We start from the raw sequence: 16,858 nt of genomic DNA, 5'->3' as shown, positions 1-16,858 counted from the left end.
GGTCGGTCTTCGAGATCCACATTCCACCGGCGGCGCTCCGGCCGCCCGTGGGCATATCGAAGGACGAAACCGGCATGAGTAAGCCTTCGCAGCCTCCGGCTTTCGATGAACGGAAGCCCCGCTCGGCGAACTGGAAACGCATCTCCATAGTGGTCGCCGCCGCGGCCGCACTGTTCGCGGGAACGACCGTGGCCACGGCCCTGGCATTCTCGCCCACCGGCTCTGAACCCCCCGACGACGCCTTGGATTCCTCCGCGAGCGCCTCCGAGCCCGCCTCGACCACCGAGGCCGCTTCCGAAGGGGCCGCGCTCGCCGGCCCCTCCGAGTCCCCCTCACCCGAAGCCGTCGGCGATTGCGGGCGAGCGCCAAGCAGCACACCGAAAGTCACCGTCACCGAGGTCGACACCGGCGGCGTCATCGGGTACGGCCAGGAAGGCGACACCGAGCGCCTGCCCATGGCCATCGCGGCCCGACCCGGCGGGTCCTGGCTCGCCTGGATCGGCACCGACGACCGGATCCACCTCGGCAAACTCGACTGCGACGACCAGCTCGAAGGCGAACCGATCGCCTTCGAAGGCGTCGACCTGCAGGACGTCATCGCGGACGAGGACGGCGTCGTCGTCCTGGTGACCCGCGAAGGCGAATGCGGCGACGGCCCGCTCTGCGGCGGCGAGTCCAGCCCCTGCCGCACGATGCACATGGTGCGCTTCGACAACGCGGGCGAACAGGTCTGGGAGCGCGAGGTCACCAACCTCGGCGAAGGCCTCGACGGCTACGACGACGGCGCGCGGTTCATCTGGTGGTACCAGCACCACGGCCGCCTCGCGACCGACGGCGAGCACTTCGCCGCCTACTTCGGCGTCGCGATCACCGTCGCCAACGGCGACTGCGTCGACATCCACCAGGGCGACCGCATGCAGGTGGTCGACGCGGACGGGAACCTCGTCGACCACCCGGACGCCTTCGCGACCGGCTGCAGCCACAGTTGGACCACGCGGATCGTCTGGGATCCGGCAGCCGACGAGTTCGTGATGGTCTGCGCCACCGACAACGGATGCCGGATCGCCCGGCCCGACCCCTACGAGACCGTTGCCGAGGGAACCTGCGACGGCACCCTCTTCGGCGGCGACCTCGTCCTCGCCGGCGACGGCGCGCGCTACTGGACCGCCTGGAGCCAGGGCGGCGAAGTGCGCCTCGCGCGGTTCTCACCCGAGAACTCGAGCGGCGAACTCGGGATCGACGCCGCCCATCCGCACCTCGTCACCTACGGCCAGACGCACATGCTCCTTGCCTGGGAGGACGGCGACGGCATGCGGGCGCAGGTCCGGGACTCCGGGACCGGCGCGACCGTGGGCGACGACTTCACCATCGACGTGCCCGACCACGCCTACCAGGCGTTCAAGGCCTACGACGACGGCAGCGCCGCCTACCCCGCCGCCGGGGACGGCGACTCGATCCTGATCGCCAGGGTGATGCCGCTCAGCGGCTGACACGTCCCGGATCACTGGATCGGCCGACTCGCGGACTGCGCCGCGGGCGCTGTGTCAGGCTTCGCATGGGCGGGTACCACCGCTCCAGTGATCCGGACTGTGGAGGCAGGCAACATGAGCGTGGTCGTCATCGGAAGCGCGAACCTCGACCTCGTCTACGAGGTCGAGCGCATCCCCGCGCCGGGCGAGACGGTGCTCTCGCGCGGCCTCGCCTCCTTCCCCGGCGGCAAGGGCAACAACCAGGCCATCGCCGCCGCCCGCGCCGGGGCCGAGACGCGCTTCATCGCCGCGCTGGGCCGCGACGCGGCGGCCGACCAGCTCGCCGCGCAGGCCCGGGACGCGGGCATCACCCTGCTCGACCGCCGTGTGGACGCCCCGACCGGCACCGCCGTGATCTTCGTGGACCGCAAGGGCGAGAACTCGATCGTGGTCAACTCGGGCGCGAACGCCGCGCTCGTGGACCTCACCGAGGCCGAACTGGCGGAGATCGCCGCCGCGGACGTCATGGTGGTGCAGTTGGAGACGCCGCTGGAGACCGTGACCGCCGCGATCCGCGCCGCGCGGGCCGCCGACACGGTCGTGGTCCTCAACGCCGCGCCGAGCGGGGCCTTCCCCGAGGAGCTGCTCGGCGAGGTCGACATCCTCATCGTCAACGAGCACGAGGCCGCCGAACTCGCGGGCGAGCCGGCCGGGACGGGCGAGCGGTCGCTCATGTCGGTGCTCACCGCGCACGGCTGCGACGTGGTCATCACCCTCGGCGCCGACGGGGCGTACGTCGGCGGGCGCGGCATCGACGCGGTGAAGGTCGCGGCGTTCCCGGTCGAGGTCAAGGACACGACGGGCGCGGGCGACGTGTTCGTGGGCGCCTTCGCCGCCTCCCTGGACCGCACGGCCGACGAGCGCTCGCTCGTGGCGGCCACCGAGTTCGCGACCGCCGCCTCGGCCATCGCGGTGCAGCGCAAGGGCGCGGGCCCGTCGATTCCGACCCTGGACGAGGTGCGGAGCCTCCTGGACTCCTGATTTCGGGCCGCGCGGCGCCGCTTTCGGCCATGATGGAGGGAGCAATCGGGCATCGGAGGCTCATCATGATCGGATTCATCGTCGCAGGGCTCATCATCGGCGCGCTGGCGCGCCTGATCAAGCCCGGCAAGCAGAACCTCGGCATTCTCGCCACGCTCGTCCTGGGCCTGGTCGGCTCGGTCATCGGCGGGACGATCGCGAACCTGATCGGCACGGGGGACATCTTCGAGCTGAACATCGTCGGGTTCATCGCGGCGGTGATCGTCTCGGTGCTCCTCATCGGCGTCGCCGAGAGCCTCATGGGCCGCAAGAAGTCCGCCTGACCTTCCCGCGGGGCCCCGCACGCCGTCGCGTGCGGGGCCCCGCGGCATGCAGACCCGCCGACGGCACATGGCGAAGGCCCTGTGCGCCGTCCGCACAGGGCCTTCGGGGCGTTCGGCTAGCGGGCGGCCGTCGTCGGTGCGCCGATGAGGCGCGGGGCGATGACGACCCGGTCGATGTCCGGCGCCCAGGCGCTCGCATTGCCCAGCCGCAGCGATTCGTCCGCAGTGGACAGTGTCACGGGGATCGTGCGCTGCGAGAAGCTGTTCCAGGAGTACGTGTAGCGGAAGTACGCGTGTCCCACCTGCTCACTGCCCTCCTGGACCTCCAGCAGCCGGTCCACGACCTGCGGGTTGTAGTCGTGCTGCCCCGAGGTCTCGGCGTTGGCGTAGTAGACGGTGAGGTCGTAGTCCCCGGGGGCGGCGAAGCCGTCGCGGGCGATCTCGACCGCGTTGCCGGTGCCGTTGCCGATCCAGCCCGCGAAGGCGCTCCCGGAGGCGTTCGTGCCGGTGCTGTCCGCAAGCTGCGTGACCGACGCCTGGCCGTGCAGGCTCATGTCCTCGGCCTCGACCGAGACGGCCGCACTGTCGGCGGCGCGGTTCCGGATCGTGGTGAGCGACTGGACCACAGCGCCGCCGGGGGAGCGCAGCTCGATCTCGTTGATGCCCTCGTTGAGGTGCACGGTGGCGGTGGAGCGCCACTTCCCGGCGCCGTTGGCGGTCACCTCGGTGACGGCGTCGCCGTTCACCGCGAGCTCGACCTTGGACGCCTTCGTGGAGGCCCAGTCGATCTGCACGTCGTAGTAGCCGGTCTCGATCGCGGTGGCGTACAGGTCCGCCCGGTCGTCGCCGCTCAAGGCCGCGCCGCCCTTGCAGTTGCCGGTCCATTTCAGGGCGGCGCCGTTCTCCAGGCGGAAACCGGAAGCCGGGTACAGCGTGGGCTCGCCTTCCTCCACAGAGGTCAGTGCGACCTTGTCGAGCGTGATGTCCGAGTTCGGGAGCCTGGTGGTCCCGTCGGCGCTGGCGCGGATCGACAGGGTGTGACTGCCCGCGGTGAGGTCCACGAGCAGTTCGGCGCTGCCGCGGTACTTCCACCTGCTGTTGTCGTTGAGCGCCAGGTCGGCCGCGTACTGGACGGTGCCCGCCGACTCATCGTCCACGAACAGCGCGTGCCGGCCGGGAACGCCCGGAGCGCCGCCGATCACCTGGAGCCGGTAGGTCCCGTCGTGCGGGACCTCCACGGTCCATTCGGCGCGGGAGCCGACCTGGTTGAAGGAGCCCACGTCCTTGCCGCCGGAGGCCAGGAACTGCCAGCCGCCGTTCGCCTGCGGGTCCTGCGTGTACACGGTCGCGGCGGTAATCGCCATGTCCTCGGCCTCGATCGTGTCGCGCCACGGCTGCGCGGTGGCATCGGCCTCGACATCGCGGCTCTGGCTCGGGGTGATGATGAGCTGGTAGCCCGCGTACCGGTCGTACGTGGGCACGTCGAGCCGCAGTCCGCCGTTCGCCACGTCGAGGCCGTCGTAGGCGGCGATCACGCGCGGGGTGTCGGCGAGGCCTTCGGCGCCGCTCAGCGCGTTCTCGCGGATCTCCACGTCGACCTTGCTGCCGAAGATCGACTTGTCGAGCCCTGAGAGGTCAAGGGCCACATCATTGTCGGTGCCTCCCCAGAGGACGGTGGCGCGGCGGTTCGCCTCGTCGACCGCGCCGATGCCCTGGAGGGTGTCGACGCCGTTGGGCGTCGGGGGCGTGACTTTCACGGTCTCGCTGCCGTCGAGGTCGCCGTACCACTTGAACATCCACCAGCCGGCGTTCGCGCCGTTCGGCCTGGCGCTGTTGTCGGAGAGGTTGCCCGCGTAGTTCCAGTAAGCGGTCTGGGCGTCCACCTTGGTGTCCTCGAACATCGAGAACCACTGGACGAGCTGGCCGGGGACGCTCATGTCGCGCAGCATCCCGTACTCGGTGATGTTGACCGGGATGGGGTCGAGGCCGAGGGCGCTTTCGAGCGCGCGGTAGTCGGCGAAGTTCTGCCGGTACGAGCCGAGGTTGTTGATGCCCAGCTCGTGCCAGACGAAGATGTCCGGCAGTGAGTCGTTGGCCTTGGCGAACTCGAGGATGTCGCGGCTGCGCTCGGGCTGCCAGCGGGTGTCGCCGGGCCCGGCGATGCGGGCGTGGCCGTGGCCGTGGCGCGCCCAGACCTCCTGGATCTTCTCGTAGACGGCCTGCCAGTCGCCGAGGAACTGGTCCTTCTGGCCGGCCCAGTTCGGGTACCAGTTGCCGCCGTCGGGCTCGTTGAAGGGCAGGAACACGTAGTCCTGCGGGCGATCGGAGTCGGTGGCGACGGCCTCGGTCACGAACTCGATGACCTCGAGGAAGTCCCAGACGCCGTTGCCGCCCTGGGTGTAGGTGCCGTCCTCCAGGTTGTACGTGCGGTCGTCGCCGGGGCGCCGGCCGCCGTTGTACGGCCATTCGGGGTAGTAGTCCTGCATGTAGATGTACATGTCCTCGCCGTGCTTGGCGAAGAAGCCGTCCTCGACCTTGATCGCGTCGCCGGAGGGGTGCTGGGTGCCGTACGGCGCCTTCTGCGAGGTGTTGGTGATGTGGGCGCCGTTGACGAGCGCCTGCGTGGGGGCGCCTTCGTCGCCGAAGCCGTAGAGCGTGCCGGAGGCGCCGCCGCGGAAGTCGCCGGTGCGCTCGGCGAAGTCCACCGCCAGCACGTCGGGGTCGGCGGCCTGCGCCGGCGCGGCGACGCCGGTCAGGGCGGTCGCGGCGACCGCCGCGGCTGCACCGGTGCTCATGAGTCTCCTCAACATCAGGGGGGTCCTCTCTTCATTGAGATGGGGGTATTTCGGCCCTCGGGCCGCAGGTAGACCGTACCGATTTTTGATAACGATTTCAAGACGTGACTTGAAATCGATTTCAGAACTGGGTTAGGGTTCGAACCGTTGACGACATCGCGGCCGACTCCCGACCGCGCTCACGACGTACGGACAAAGGGGTATCGTGACCGATCAGTTCTCTTGGGGCAGTAGACGTCTCGAGTTCGGATTCGCCTGGGGCGACGACTCGCCGGTGCGCATCGCCGGCGTCACCCGCGACGGGACCGCGATCCCGGTGCACGCCGTGCCCCTCGTCGAGGTCACGACCGCGCAGACGGGCAACAGCCCCGGCGCGGACCGCATCTCCCACACCCAGCTCGGCCTGGAACTTCGCTACGTCTCGCACTCCGAAGCCCGCACCGCGAACGGCCGCCTCCTCACCATCTGGCAGGCCGCCGACGGTGTCGAAGCGAGCATCGCGATCGAAATCCTCGACGGTGCCGAAACGGCCGTCCGCTCCCGCGTCTCGGTCGTCCCCGCCGGGGACCGCGCTCTCGTGCTCCGCTCCGTCGCCTCCTGGAGCGCCGGGTTCACCCGGCCCGGCACCGTCGACGACGACAACCTCGCGGGCTGGCACCGCGTCCAAGGCGTGAGCGACTGGTTCGGCGAAGGCCGCTGGTCGCGAACCCCCTTGCGCGGCATCGACTTCCCGCGCCTCTCCACCCAGCTCGCCCACAGCACCCACGACCCGCGCGGCCACTACTCCGTCACCTCCGACGGCACCTGGTCCACCGGCCGCCACCTTCCGGTCGCCGGCGTGGAGACCGAGGGCCTCGCCTTCGCCTGGCAGATCGAGCACAACGGCGCCTGGCGCTGGGAGCTCGGCGAAGACCTCCTCGGCGGCTACTTCACCCTCTCCGGACCCACCGATATGGACTCCTCTTGGACCCGCGTCCTGCGCCCGGGCGAGTCGTTCACCAGCGTCCCGGCCACGGTCACCGTGGGAGGCGACTTCACCGAAGCCGTTGCGGCCCTTACGGACTTCCGCCGCGCCGCCCGCCGCCCCCACCCCGACAACGCCGCGATGCCCGTCGTCTTCAACGACTACATGAACACCCTCATGGGCGACCCCACCACCGAGAAGCTGCTGCCGCTCATCGAATCCGCCGCCGCGATCGGCGCCGAGATCTTCTGCATCGACGCCGGCTGGTACGACGACGGCGGCAACTGGTGGCCCAGCGTGGGGGAGTGGCAGCCCTCCACCACCCGCTTCCCCGGCGGCCTCGGCGAGGTCATCGACGCCATCCGCGACGCCGGCATGGTGCCCGGCCTCTGGCTCGAACCCGAAGTCGTCGGCGTCGACAGCCCCATGGCCGGCAAGCTCCCCGATGCGGCGTTCCTCCAGCGCCACGGCCAGCGCCTGGTCGAGCACCAGCGCTACCACCTCGACCTGCGCCACCCGGCCGCCGTCGCGCACCTCGACGGCGTCGTCGACCGGCTCGTGAACGACTTCGGCGTCGGCTTCTTCAAGTTCGACTACAACGTCAACCCCGGCCCGGGCACGGACCTGAACGCGGACAGCGTGGGCGACGGCCTCCTCGGCCACAACCGCGCCCACCTCGCCTGGCTCGACGGCGTCCTCGACCGCCACCCCGACCTCGTCATCGAGAACTGCTCCTCCGGCGCGATGCGCATGGACTTCGCCGTCCTCTCCCGCCTCGCCATGCAGTCCACTTCGGACCAGCAGGAGTTCGCCAAGTACCCGCCGATCGCCGCCGCCGCGCCGATCTCCCTCCTGCCCGAGCAGGCCGCCAGCTGGGCCTACCCGCAACCCGAGATGAACGACGAAGAGGTCGCGTTCTGCCTCGTCACCGGGCTCCTCGGCCGCTTCTACGTCTCCGGCCACCTCAACCAGATGACCGCAGCCCAGCGCGCCACCGTCGCCACCGCCGTCGCCACCGCGAAGGAACTCCGCGGCGCTATCGCCACCGGCCACGCCTACTGGCCCGCCGGCCTCCCCGACTGGACCGACCCCTGGGTCGCCCTCGGCCTGCGCGGAGAAGGCCAGGACCTCGTCTCCGTCTGGCGCCGCGGCGGCGACGCCGCGACCGCACTGCACCTGCCGCACCTCGCCGGACGCGACCTCCGCGTCACCACCGTGTTCCCCCTCGACCTCCCCGAATGGAAGACCGACTGGGACCGCGACACCGCCACCCTCACCGTGCAGGGAGGCGACGCCGACATCGCCGCCCGCACCCTGCGCCTCGACTACTAAGTCCCTCACACCGTAAGGAGCGATTCAATGAAGAAGCAGTTCCGCATCGCGCTGGCGGTCGCCGCCGCAGGCGCGATCACCCTCGCCGGGTGCTCCGACCCCGGCGCCGACACCGGGTCCGACGGACCGGTCTCCTGGCCCGCGCAGGACGCCGACCTCTCCGGCACCACCCTCACCATCTGGGCCGCCCAGAACTCGAACACCGTGCCCGACAGCGTGATCGCGGGCTTCGAGGAGCTCACCGGCGCCGAGGTCGAGGTCGTCACCATCCCCGACCCGTACGAGCAGGGCGTCCAGACCAAGGTCGCCACCGGCGACAAGCCCGACCTCGCGTTCTGGCAGCCCACGGCCTCCCAGCTGACGGCCCTCAACGCCTCCCAGAACCTCCAGCCGCTCGACGACGCCCCCTGGCTCGACGCCTACAAGCCCGAGCTGCGCGACATCACCGGCATCCTCGACGACACCCGCTACGCCACCCTCATCACCACCCCGGCCGTCGAAGGCGTCTACTACAACAAGGAGGTGTTCGCGGCCAACGGCATCACCGCGACCCCCACCGACTGGGACTCCTTCCTGCAGACCGCCCGCGACCTCAAGGCCGCCGGCGTCACCCCCTTCCACGAGATGGCCGCCGACCGCTGGGGCACCCAGTGGTGGGTCCAGGTGCAGCTCGCCGACGCCGCCGCGGACGGCCTCTGGGACCGCGTGAACGCCAACGAGGAGTCCTTCACCGACCCGACCATCCAGGGCGCCATCGACACCTACAAGGCGCTCATCGACGAAGGCCTGTTCAACGAGGACATCAAGACCGCCACCTTCGAGGACCAGGGCGCCGCCCTCCTCGCGGGCGACGCCGCGATGGTCATGCAGGTCAACTCCTACTTCGGCCAGCTCCAGTCGCTCGCCGACACCGAGGAGCTGAACCAGAAGATCGGCTTCTTCCCGATCTCCCCGTCCGGCAACACCGGCACCTTCATCCCCGACCAGTCGAACGCCCTCGTGGCCTTCAAGACCGGCGACGAAGCGCGCGAGGCCGCCGCCCGCCAGCTCCTCTCCTACTGGATGGGCGACGGCTACGAGGACTTCGTGACCGCCCAGAACACCGTCTCGCTCCAGTCCGGTGTGGAGACCCCGGCCACCGTGCCCGAGGCCCTGCTCGCGGTCAGCGACTCGGTCGGCACCTCGGTCGGCTCCATGCAGGCCCTCGCCATCGCGAACCCGGACCTGTACATCTACCTCGCCGACATGATCCAGGGCACCAAGACGCCCGCCGAGGTCGCCGAGGCCACCCAGGCCCAGTTCGCGGAACTCGCCAAAGCCCAAGGCGCCGAAGGCTTCTAACACAGCCGCTCAACCGAGGGGCGCCGGGCCTGGTCAAGACCCCGGCGCCCCTCACACCCCAGCAACGCCGCTATCAGGAAGGCCGAACTCCGTGACCACCATGCTCGCCAAGGGCAAGGCAGGACCCCGCCGCCAAGACCATCCACTGTGGTTCCTCATCCCGGCGCTCGCGGTCCTGGTCGTGTTCTTCCTCGTCCCCACCGTCTTCAACTTCGTCTACGCCTTCACCGACTGGTCGAGCTTCAAGAGCGCCATCAACTTCGCCGGGCTGGACAACTTCACCTCCCTGTTCTCCAACGGCACCCTCCTCAACTCCCTCAAGGTCACCCTCGTCTACGCCGTGCTCGTCGCGGTCTTCCAGAACGCCTTCGGACTCGGCCTCGCGCTCCTGCTCGAGCGGGACACCCGCGTCAACCGCGCCGTGCGCGTCGCGTTCTTCGTCCCGGTCATCATGTCCGCGCTGGCGGTCGGCTACATCTTCCAGGCGCTGCTGAAGCCGGACGGGGCCCTGAACGGCATCATCGGCTGGTTCACCGGCGCAGAGGTCGCGATCCCGTGGCTGGGGAGCACGACGTGGACCATCGTGGTCGTCGCGGTCGTGCACGCCTGGAAGTGGATGGGCCTCTCGATGCTCATCTACCTGGCCGGCCTCAAGACCATCAGCGAGGACGTGCTCGAAGCGGGCCGCCTCGACGGGGCCGGGCGCTGGACCATGTTCCGCTCCATCCGGTTCCCGCTGCTCGCCCCGGCCGTCACGTTCAACGTCGCGACCGCGCTGCTCGGCTCCATGAACGGCTTCGACATCGTCCAGGCCACCACCGAGGGCGGCCCCGGCGGCACCACCGAACTGCTGAACATCTTCATCTTCCGGACCTTCGGGCAGGGCCTGTTCGCCCAGGCCACGACGATGAGCCTGGTGCTGTTCCTCCTGGTCGCCATCCTCGCCTTCCCCGTGATCCGGTTCCTGCGCAAGCGAGAGGACGTGCTGTGACCCTCACCGCCGAACGGCCCGAGACCGCCGCCCGCACCGCACCCGCGCGCCGCAGACCCCGCCGCCGCTTCCCCGTCCAGCCGGTCGCGGCGGTCCTCGTCGCGGTCCTCGTGCTCGGCGTCCCGTTCTGGCTCGTGATCGCGACCGCCGCGAAGGACCAGGCCGAAGCGCTGAACCCGGACCTGTCGCCGCCGAGCGAATGGCGGCTGTTCGACAACTTCGCCGAGGTCTTCGCGGACGGCCGCATGGTCGCGGGCTTCTTCGGGAGCCTCCTCGTGATGGTCCCGGCCGTGGTCGGCGTGCTCATACTCGGCTCGATGGCCGCCTGGATCCTCGGCCGCCGCGGCGGGCGGCTCACGGCGGCGATCTACGCCCTGGGCATCTCGGGGATCGTGCTGCCGCCGGCGGTGGTGACGATCGTGCTCCTGCTGCGCCAGCTCGGCCTCGCAGGCACCGCGCTCGGCATGATCGGCGTGTACATGGGCATGTACCTGTCCACAGTGATCTTCTTCGTCACGGGCTTCGTGCGCACCATCCCGCACGAGCTGGAGGAGGCCGCCCGCGTCGACGGGGCCGGGCCGGTGCGCACCTTCATCCGCGTGATCCTGCCGCTGCTGCGGCCGGTGCTCGCCACCGCGACCATCCTGATCTGCCTCTACATCTGGAACGACGTGTTCTACGCGCTGTTCGTGGTCGGCGGCCGGTTCGACACGCTGCCGCTGAACCTCTACCAGGTCGCGAGCGCGGGTCTGTATCTCCAGAACTGGCACCTCATCTTCGCCTATATCATCCTGATGAGCCTGCCGCTCCTGATCACGTTCGTGGTCGCCCAGCGCAGGATCATCTCCGGCATCACCAGTGGTGCGGTCAAGTGAGCGCCACCGGTGCAGTGAAGTGAGGAGCGCTGTGGCCAGGACGGGCAGGAACCCGACGATCTCGGACGTCGCCGAACTGGCGGGCGTCTCGGTCCCGACGGTCTCGCGGGTGCTCACCGGGGCCGCGAAGGTGAGTCCCGCCAAGCGCGAGCTGGTCGAGGCCGCCATCGCGGAGCTCAACTTCCGGCCCAGCGCCGCCGCGCGCGTGCTCGTCTCCCGCAAGTCGCAGACGATTGCGGTGATCGCGGGCAACACCTCCCGGTACGGCTACGCGGAGACGATCCGCGGCATCGAGATCGCGGCCCGCGCCGAGGGCTACACGGTGATGATCACCGTCGTGGAGAGCGCGGACGCGGAAGAGGTCGACCGCGCGGTCGCCGCGGTCCAGATGCAGACCCTCGCCGGGGTCGTGGTCCTCAAGTTCGACCCGCCCGGCGTCGCCGCGCTCCACAAGCTCGGCGCTGACCTCCCGGTCGTCGCCCTCTCCGGTACCAGGGAAGCCGGTGTGCCGCAAGCGGTCCTGGACGAGGCCGCCGCGGCCGAGGAGCTCACCGCGTACCTGCTGGGCCTGGGGCACCGCACCGTGCACCATGTGCGGGTCCCGCCCTCGCGCCGGGTCGACGGCCGCACGAGCGGCTGGAAGCGGGCCCTGACGAAAGCGAACGCGCCGGTACCGCCGGTGCGCGACGCCACCTGGGATCCCAAGAGCGGCATAGCGGTCGGCCGCGAGCTCGCCGCCGATCCCGAGGTGACGGCGGTCTTCTGCGGCAACGACGAGATCGCCATGGGCGTCATGCGCGGCATCACCGAGGCGGGCCGCCGCGTCCCCGAGGACATCTCGGTCGCCGGCTTCGACGACCACCCGCTCGCCGAGCTCTGGAGCCCGCCGCTGACCACAGTGGACCAGGATTTCGCCGGCCTGGGCACCCGAGGCTTCCAGCTCCTGAAGCAGGCGATCGACGACACGGGAGTCCGCCGCTACTCCAGCGAGCGCCCGGCCCTGGTCCTGCGCGAGAGCACCGCCGCCCCGCATCACGCCAGGTAGGCGCTTCTTCAACCAACTGGTTGACAACGATCGGACCGTAGTCTATCGTCGTATTCAACCAACTAGTTGAGGACGACCCGTGGGAGACAGTACGCAGCAGCTCGACCGGGCCTTCGCGGCACTCGCCGACCCGACCCGCCGCGACCTGGTCGCCCGGCTGTCCGTCTCGGACGCGACGGTGGGCGAGCTGGCCGAGCCGTACGACGTGAGCTTCCAGGCCATCTCCAAGCACGTCAAAGTGCTCGAGGAAGCCGGCCTGGTGACCCGCAGCAAGGACGCCCAGCGGCGGCCCGTCCACCTGAACAGGGAGGCATTCGACCTGATGACGCAGTGGATCGAGCGCTATCGCCGCGAAGCAGAGGAACGCTACCGCCGCCTCGACGCCCTACTGGCCCGCACGGCCCAGGACGACGAGGACCGGCGACCCGACAAGGAGCAGGCATCATGAGCAAGCACGAAACCGAGATCAAGGCAGACGCCAAAGTCCCGACCATCGAGATCACCCGCGAGTTCGACGCGGCGCCCGAACGCGTGTTCCAGGCCCACGTCGACCCCGACCTCTACGCCCAGTGGACCGGACCCCGCGAGTCGAACACGAAGATCACCCGCTGGGACGCCCGCACGGGCGGCGAGTGGGCGTTCGGCGGCGAGAGCGGAGGCGAGGCGTACGCCTTCTTCGGCAGCTTCCACGAGGTCCGCCCGAACGAGCGGATCGTCTGGACCTTCACCTACGAGGGCGAGCCCGACGGCGTCTTCCTCGAGACGATGACCTTCGAACCGCTCGATGGCGGCCGCACGCGGCTGCGGGTGCTGAGCGTGACGCAGGACTTCGAGACCCGCGACGGCATGCTCGCGAGCGGCATGGACGTCGGCGTCAACGAGGGCTTCGAGAAACTCGACGAGCTCTTGGCGCAGGAAGCGGCGTAGAACCATGGCGCAGAACGGAACCCAGGTGCCCGACGACCCGGCCGGGCGGCACGCCTTCGACGCCGCGCGCATCACCGCACTCGTCGAAAGCGCGAGCGCCGACGACTGGTCGCGCCCCAGTCCCGTCCCCGCATGGACGGCCCTGGACGTCGTGAAGCACCTGGTCGAATGGCCGCGCGACTTCCTCAAAGGGGCCGGGATCGAACTGGGGTCCTTGGACGCCGGCGCCGCCCCGGCCGCCGCCTGGAAGCGCCACGTCGCCGACATCCAGGCGATCCTCGACGACCCCGCCGGGCGGGTCCTCAGCAACCCGCACACCGGCGACAAGCCGGTTGACGAGGCGATCGACCAGTTCTACACCGCCGACGTCTGGGCCCACTCCTGGGACCTCGCCAAAGCGCTCGGACGCGAACCCGACCTGGGGGAGGAGCGCTGCCGCACCGCGCTCGCGGAAATGCAGCCGATCGACCAGATGCTGCGCGACAGCGGCCAGTTCGGCCCGGCCGTGCCCGTCGCCGACGACGCGTCCCCGCAGGACAAGCTGGTGGCCTTCATCGGCCGCGACCCGGCGTGGCGGCCCGAGGGCTGACCGATACGAGGAAACGGCGAAGCGACGGCGAGGGCCGGGAACCACTGCGGTTCCCGGCCCTCACTTGTCTTGCGCGGCTTGCGGTCGCACCCCCGAGTCGCCGCGCCCGCCGTCGCCCCGAGGCGAGGGCCTGCTCGCCAGAACGCCTCTTGTCCGCTAACCGACCATTGTCGACATTCCTGGTATCGACACCATGCCCGCTCGCTGGGGAAACACCGCCGCGTCCAAGATCATTCCCCTGCATGCGAGCCCACAAGGGACCCACCGCGCCTGTGTGTGTTGGTAGCGTGACTTCTTGCCAGGTCACCCAAGCCTGGCGTCGGGCCCGACGCTCTCAATCCCCCATCTTCTCGATGCAGTGCAGATCGGATTTCCCCATGAAGAAGCCCATCGCGAAGCGCGTGCTCATCGCGCTCGTGACGCCCGCCCTGCTGCTGGCCTCGCCGGCAGCCGTCATCGCCCAAGAGAACGACCCCGACCCCAAGGACGGTTACCAGAACCCCGAGGAAAGCCTCAAGGACGAGCTCACCAGCACGGCCGAGTCCCACGGCTGGACCTTCGAAGAGGCCGAGGCCCAGTACCGGGTCGCCGAGGCCATCGGCGAGATCGCGGCCAGGATCGCCCCCGAGCGCCTGGACGTGTTCGTCGGCACCGCCCTCTCCGAGAAGCCCGGAGGCACGCCGACGCTCTACGTCAAGGGCGAAGCCGACTCCTTCGTGCACGAGGTGATCAAGGAGAGCGGCCTCGACGTGATCGTCGCCGACCAGCAGCCCTTCTCGTTCCTCGAACTCGAGGACCGCAACGAGCGGCTCAACCGCGAGCTCACCGAGATCGGCTTCAGCGACCTCTCCAGCGGCTTCGACATCACCGCCGAAGGCGTGATCACCGCCGAACTGGCCGCGAACCCGGAGCTGCCCTCCGACCCGGAGGAGATCCTCAAGAAGCTCTCCGAGGAGTTCCAGAAGGGCGTCCAGCTGACGGTCTCGGACAAGCTCGGCAACACCGCCGAGCACGGCTACGGCGGCATGGCCGCTTACGTCGGCGGCACGTTCAACTGCACCACCGGCTGGACGGTCATCAACGCCCGCGGCGTCACCGGTGTGAGCACCGCCGGGCACTGCACCGGCATCAACCAGGCCTGGCAGCCCGGCCACGGCTTCATCCCCTTGACCTTCCAGCAGCAGCACCGCGGCTACTGGGGCGACATGGAATGGCACACCACCCCCGGGCACGTCGACCGCGCCGAGTTCTACGCCCACCCCAACACTCGACGCGACACCCTGTCGGTCGAACCCTGGTGGGGCTTCACCGTGGGCGAGTCGATCTGCATGTTCGGTCGCTCGACCAACGTCCGCAAGTGCGGCCTCGACGTCCAGAACCCCTGGTGGTCCTGCACGCTCGACGGCTTCTACACGCAGAGCCTGGTCCGCATGAACGGCGACGTCACCATCGGGGGCGACTCCGGCGGCGGCTGGTCCTGGAACAACCGCGCCTACGGTTCGCATGTGGGCGACTGCAGCTGGCAGAACGTCTTCTCCAGAGTGGACGACATGAACGAGGCGATCGGCGTGAGCGTCCTCACCCAGTAGCCCGTACCGAGCCGCGGCCCTGCGACCCCGCAGGGCCGCGGTCCTCATGACGCCGCGGCCGCGCGGTCCGCGTCGCCGGCGAGCACGCAGAACTCGTTGCCTTCAGGGTCGGCGAGCACGGCCCAACCGCTGCCGCCCGCCCGCCTGCGGTCGTGGACGAGGGTCGCGCCGAGCCGCAAGAGCCGTTCGACCTCCTCCTCGCGCGTGGTCTTCGGCCGCAGGCACAAGTGCAGCCGGTTCTTCACGATCTTCGGTTCCGGCACCTGGTTCAAGAAGATCGCCGGGCCGCCCGGCAGCATCACTTCCGTCTCCGCGTCACCGGGCCGGTCCTCCGGATGCAGGGGACGGTCGAACACTTGACTCCAGAACTGCGCCAGCTCATAGGCGTTCGCACAGTCGATCGCGACATTCTGCAGCACTGAGACCATGCCGGAAGTCTGCCGGAAGCGCCTCGCACCGGCGAGTGCTTTTCGTCCCCGCCTTGGCTTAATCGGCAAGAGGCGATATCATCGCCAAGTGACGATGAACGATGAGCGGGGCGTCTGCCTCTCCGACGAGATCAAGGCCGGGCTCCCCCCGGCCGCCGCCCTGTTCCACTCCCTGTCGGACCCGACCCGGCTGGCGATCGTGCGCCGCCTCGCCGACCACGAGGCGCGCATCGAACTGCGCGTGGCCGACCTCGTCGCCGAACTCGGCCTGGCCCAGTCCACAGTGTCCGCACACGTGGCCTGCCTGCGGGACTGCGGCCTGGTCACCGGGCGGAACGAAGGCCGACAGGTCTACTACAGCCTCGCCCGCACCGAACTCCTCGACCTGCTCGAAGCGGCCGACAGCATGCTGTCCGCGACCGGCCATGCGCCTGTTCTCCACCCGGCCGGAACCGCATCATGACCGCACCCGCAGCACTCACGGCCGAACGCCGAGTCCTCCTCAACGCCCGCTCCCGCCACCTCGCCTACGCCACCGCCGGCTACAACGCCGCCGAAGGCGTCATCGCCCTCGCCGCCGGAGCCGCGGCCTCCTCGACCGCGCTGATCGGCTTCGGCCTCGACTCGTTCATCGAGGTCTCCTCAGCCCTGATCGTGATCTGGCAGTTCCGCTCCCGCATCCCCGAAGAACGCGAACGCACCGCACTCAAGCTCATCGCGGTCTCCTTCTTCGCGCTGGCCGCCTGGGTCGGGTTCGATGCCGTCCGTTCGCTCTTGGGCCAAGGCGAAGCGGAGCCTTCGCCGGTCGGCATCGGCATCGCCGCGGTCTCGGTCGTGGTCATGCCGCTGCTGGTGTGGGCCAAGCGCCGCACCGGACGCGAACTGGGCTCGGCCACGGTCGTCGCCGACTCGATGCAGACCCTGCTGTGCACCTACCTGTCCGCGATCCTGCTCGTCGGCCTGGTCCTCAACGCGACGCTCGGCTGGTCCTGGGCCGACCCCATCGCGGCGCTCATCATCGCCGCCGTCGCCGTGCGCGAGGGCGTCGAAGCTTGGAAGGGCGAGCACTGCGACGACTGCGCACCCGTCGCGGACGCCCCCGCCGAGGTCGACGCCTGCTGCGCTGACGACACCTGCAAGGACTGAGAG

General features: G+C 69.7%; 16 protein-coding genes. 14 read left to right on the top strand and 2 right to left on the bottom strand.

Annotation, left to right across the window (positions count from 1 at the left end; translation table 11 throughout):
- Positions 1-74: 74 nt before the first annotated feature.
- From AB0I03_RS06000 to AB0I03_RS05990, 3 genes are all read left to right on the top strand, one after another.
- Positions 75-1,490, top strand: coding sequence for a hypothetical protein (locus AB0I03_RS06000; protein WP_360407136.1), 1,416 nt, complete (start codon positions 75-77; stop codon positions 1,488-1,490).
- 114 nt (positions 1,491-1,604) lie between these two features.
- Positions 1,605-2,510: a ribokinase gene (locus AB0I03_RS05995; RefSeq protein WP_360407133.1), complete on the top strand. Its 906-nt coding sequence runs from the start codon at positions 1,605-1,607 to the stop codon at positions 2,508-2,510.
- A 65-nt stretch (positions 2,511-2,575) separates the two neighbouring features.
- Positions 2,576-2,833 (top strand): hypothetical protein, encoded by a 258-nt coding sequence (locus AB0I03_RS05990; RefSeq protein WP_360407130.1) that lies wholly within the window; start codon positions 2,576-2,578, stop codon positions 2,831-2,833.
- Between the two features lie 116 nt (positions 2,834-2,949).
- Here the strand turns inward: AB0I03_RS05990 and AB0I03_RS05985 are convergent, their stop codons facing one another.
- The gene (locus AB0I03_RS05985; protein ID WP_360407127.1) at positions 2,950-5,628 is read right to left on the bottom strand and encodes a hypothetical protein; all 2,679 of its coding nucleotides are present in this window, start codon (positions 5,626-5,628) and stop codon (positions 2,950-2,952) included.
- A 205-nt stretch (positions 5,629-5,833) separates the two neighbouring features.
- Here AB0I03_RS05985 and AB0I03_RS05980 point away from each other — a divergent pair, with 205 nt between their 5' ends.
- The 9 genes from AB0I03_RS05980 to AB0I03_RS05940 all read left to right on the top strand — a co-directional run bounded on the left by AB0I03_RS05980 (position 5,834) and on the right by AB0I03_RS05940 (position 15,281).
- Positions 5,834-7,924: a glycoside hydrolase family 36 protein gene (locus tag AB0I03_RS05980; protein WP_360407124.1), complete on the top strand. Its 2,091-nt coding sequence runs from the start codon at positions 5,834-5,836 to the stop codon at positions 7,922-7,924.
- A 27-nt stretch (positions 7,925-7,951) separates the two neighbouring features.
- A complete protein-coding gene (locus tag AB0I03_RS05975) occupies positions 7,952-9,265 on the top strand; it encodes an ABC transporter substrate-binding protein (protein ID WP_360407121.1) in 1,314 nt (437 codons plus the stop codon).
- Positions 9,266-9,365: 100 nt separating this feature from the next.
- On the top strand, positions 9,366-10,256 hold the full coding sequence (locus AB0I03_RS05970; RefSeq protein ID WP_360408107.1) for a sugar ABC transporter permease: 891 nt from the start codon (positions 9,366-9,368) through the stop codon (positions 10,254-10,256).
- A gap of 110 nt (positions 10,257-10,366) precedes the next feature.
- Positions 10,367-11,131 carry a carbohydrate ABC transporter permease gene (locus AB0I03_RS05965; protein ID WP_360408104.1) on the top strand — a complete coding sequence of 255 codons (765 nt, stop codon included), beginning with the start codon at positions 10,367-10,369 and terminating at the stop codon, positions 11,129-11,131.
- A 31-nt stretch (positions 11,132-11,162) separates the two neighbouring features.
- A complete protein-coding gene (locus AB0I03_RS05960; RefSeq protein WP_360407118.1) occupies positions 11,163-12,176 on the top strand; it encodes a LacI family DNA-binding transcriptional regulator in 1,014 nt (337 codons plus the stop codon).
- Positions 12,177-12,255: 79 nt separating this feature from the next.
- Positions 12,256-12,624: a metalloregulator ArsR/SmtB family transcription factor gene (locus AB0I03_RS05955; protein WP_360407115.1), complete on the top strand. Its 369-nt coding sequence runs from the start codon at positions 12,256-12,258 to the stop codon at positions 12,622-12,624.
- Positions 12,621-13,103, top strand: coding sequence for an SRPBCC family protein (locus AB0I03_RS05950; RefSeq protein ID WP_360407112.1), 483 nt, complete (start codon positions 12,621-12,623; stop codon positions 13,101-13,103). The genes AB0I03_RS05955 and AB0I03_RS05950 overlap by 4 nt, the downstream gene beginning before the upstream one ends.
- A 4-nt stretch (positions 13,104-13,107) precedes the next feature.
- A complete protein-coding gene (locus tag AB0I03_RS05945) occupies positions 13,108-13,692 on the top strand; it encodes a TIGR03086 family metal-binding protein (protein WP_360407109.1) in 585 nt (194 codons plus the stop codon).
- A 377-nt stretch (positions 13,693-14,069) separates the two neighbouring features.
- Positions 14,070-15,281 carry a hypothetical protein gene (locus AB0I03_RS05940; RefSeq protein ID WP_360407106.1) on the top strand — a complete coding sequence of 404 codons (1,212 nt, stop codon included), beginning with the start codon at positions 14,070-14,072 and terminating at the stop codon, positions 15,279-15,281.
- 44 nt (positions 15,282-15,325) lie between these two features.
- On the opposite strand, the gene AB0I03_RS05935 is transcribed toward AB0I03_RS05940, so the two are convergent.
- The gene (locus AB0I03_RS05935; RefSeq protein ID WP_360407103.1) at positions 15,326-15,709 is read right to left on the bottom strand and encodes a VOC family protein; all 384 of its coding nucleotides are present in this window, start codon (positions 15,707-15,709) and stop codon (positions 15,326-15,328) included.
- 94 nt (positions 15,710-15,803) lie between these two features.
- Between AB0I03_RS05935 and AB0I03_RS05930 the strand changes: the two genes are divergently transcribed.
- Both AB0I03_RS05930 and AB0I03_RS05925 read left to right on the top strand, forming a co-directional pair.
- Complete coding sequence (locus AB0I03_RS05930) at positions 15,804-16,172, top strand: metalloregulator ArsR/SmtB family transcription factor (RefSeq protein WP_360408101.1); 369 nt, start codon at positions 15,804-15,806, stop codon at positions 16,170-16,172.
- The gene (locus AB0I03_RS05925; RefSeq protein ID WP_360407100.1) at positions 16,169-16,855 is read left to right on the top strand and encodes a cation transporter; all 687 of its coding nucleotides are present in this window, start codon (positions 16,169-16,171) and stop codon (positions 16,853-16,855) included. Before AB0I03_RS05930 ends, AB0I03_RS05925 begins: the two co-directional genes overlap by 4 nt.
- Positions 16,856-16,858 lie beyond the last annotated feature (3 nt).

The organism is Glycomyces sp. NPDC021274 (assembly GCF_040641195.1).
Classification (GTDB): domain Bacteria; phylum Actinomycetota; class Actinomycetes; order Mycobacteriales; family Micromonosporaceae; genus Glycomyces.
The sequence above is the reverse complement of the archived record's forward strand: the minus strand, read 5'-3'. Positions and strand labels throughout refer to the sequence as shown.

Bases quoted from the DNA above. Each gene is read 5' to 3' on its own strand.
- AB0I03_RS06000 (WP_360407136.1), top strand. From the start codon at position 75: ATGAGTAAGCCTTCGCAGCCTCCGGCTTTCGATGAACGGAAGCCCCGC.
- AB0I03_RS05995 (WP_360407133.1), top strand. From the start codon at position 1,605: ATGAGCGTGGTCGTCATCGGAAGCGCGAACCTCGACCTCGTCTACGAG.
- AB0I03_RS05990 (WP_360407130.1), top strand. From the start codon at position 2,576: ATGATCGGATTCATCGTCGCAGGGCTCATCATCGGCGCGCTGGCGCGC.
- AB0I03_RS05985 (WP_360407127.1), bottom strand. From the start codon at position 5,628: ATGAGCACCGGTGCAGCCGCGGCGGTCGCCGCGACCGCCCTGACCGGC.
- AB0I03_RS05975 (WP_360407121.1), top strand. From the start codon at position 7,952: ATGAAGAAGCAGTTCCGCATCGCGCTGGCGGTCGCCGCCGCAGGCGCG.
- AB0I03_RS05970 (WP_360408107.1), top strand. From the start codon at position 9,366: ATGCTCGCCAAGGGCAAGGCAGGACCCCGCCGCCAAGACCATCCACTG.
- AB0I03_RS05950 (WP_360407112.1), top strand. From the start codon at position 12,621: ATGAGCAAGCACGAAACCGAGATCAAGGCAGACGCCAAAGTCCCGACC.
- AB0I03_RS05945 (WP_360407109.1), top strand. From the start codon at position 13,108: ATGGCGCAGAACGGAACCCAGGTGCCCGACGACCCGGCCGGGCGGCAC.
- AB0I03_RS05940 (WP_360407106.1), top strand. From the start codon at position 14,070: ATGAAGAAGCCCATCGCGAAGCGCGTGCTCATCGCGCTCGTGACGCCC.
- AB0I03_RS05935 (WP_360407103.1), bottom strand. From the start codon at position 15,709: ATGGTCTCAGTGCTGCAGAATGTCGCGATCGACTGTGCGAACGCCTAT.
- AB0I03_RS05930 (WP_360408101.1), top strand. From the start codon at position 15,804: ATGAACGATGAGCGGGGCGTCTGCCTCTCCGACGAGATCAAGGCCGGG.
- AB0I03_RS05925 (WP_360407100.1), top strand. From the start codon at position 16,169: ATGACCGCACCCGCAGCACTCACGGCCGAACGCCGAGTCCTCCTCAAC.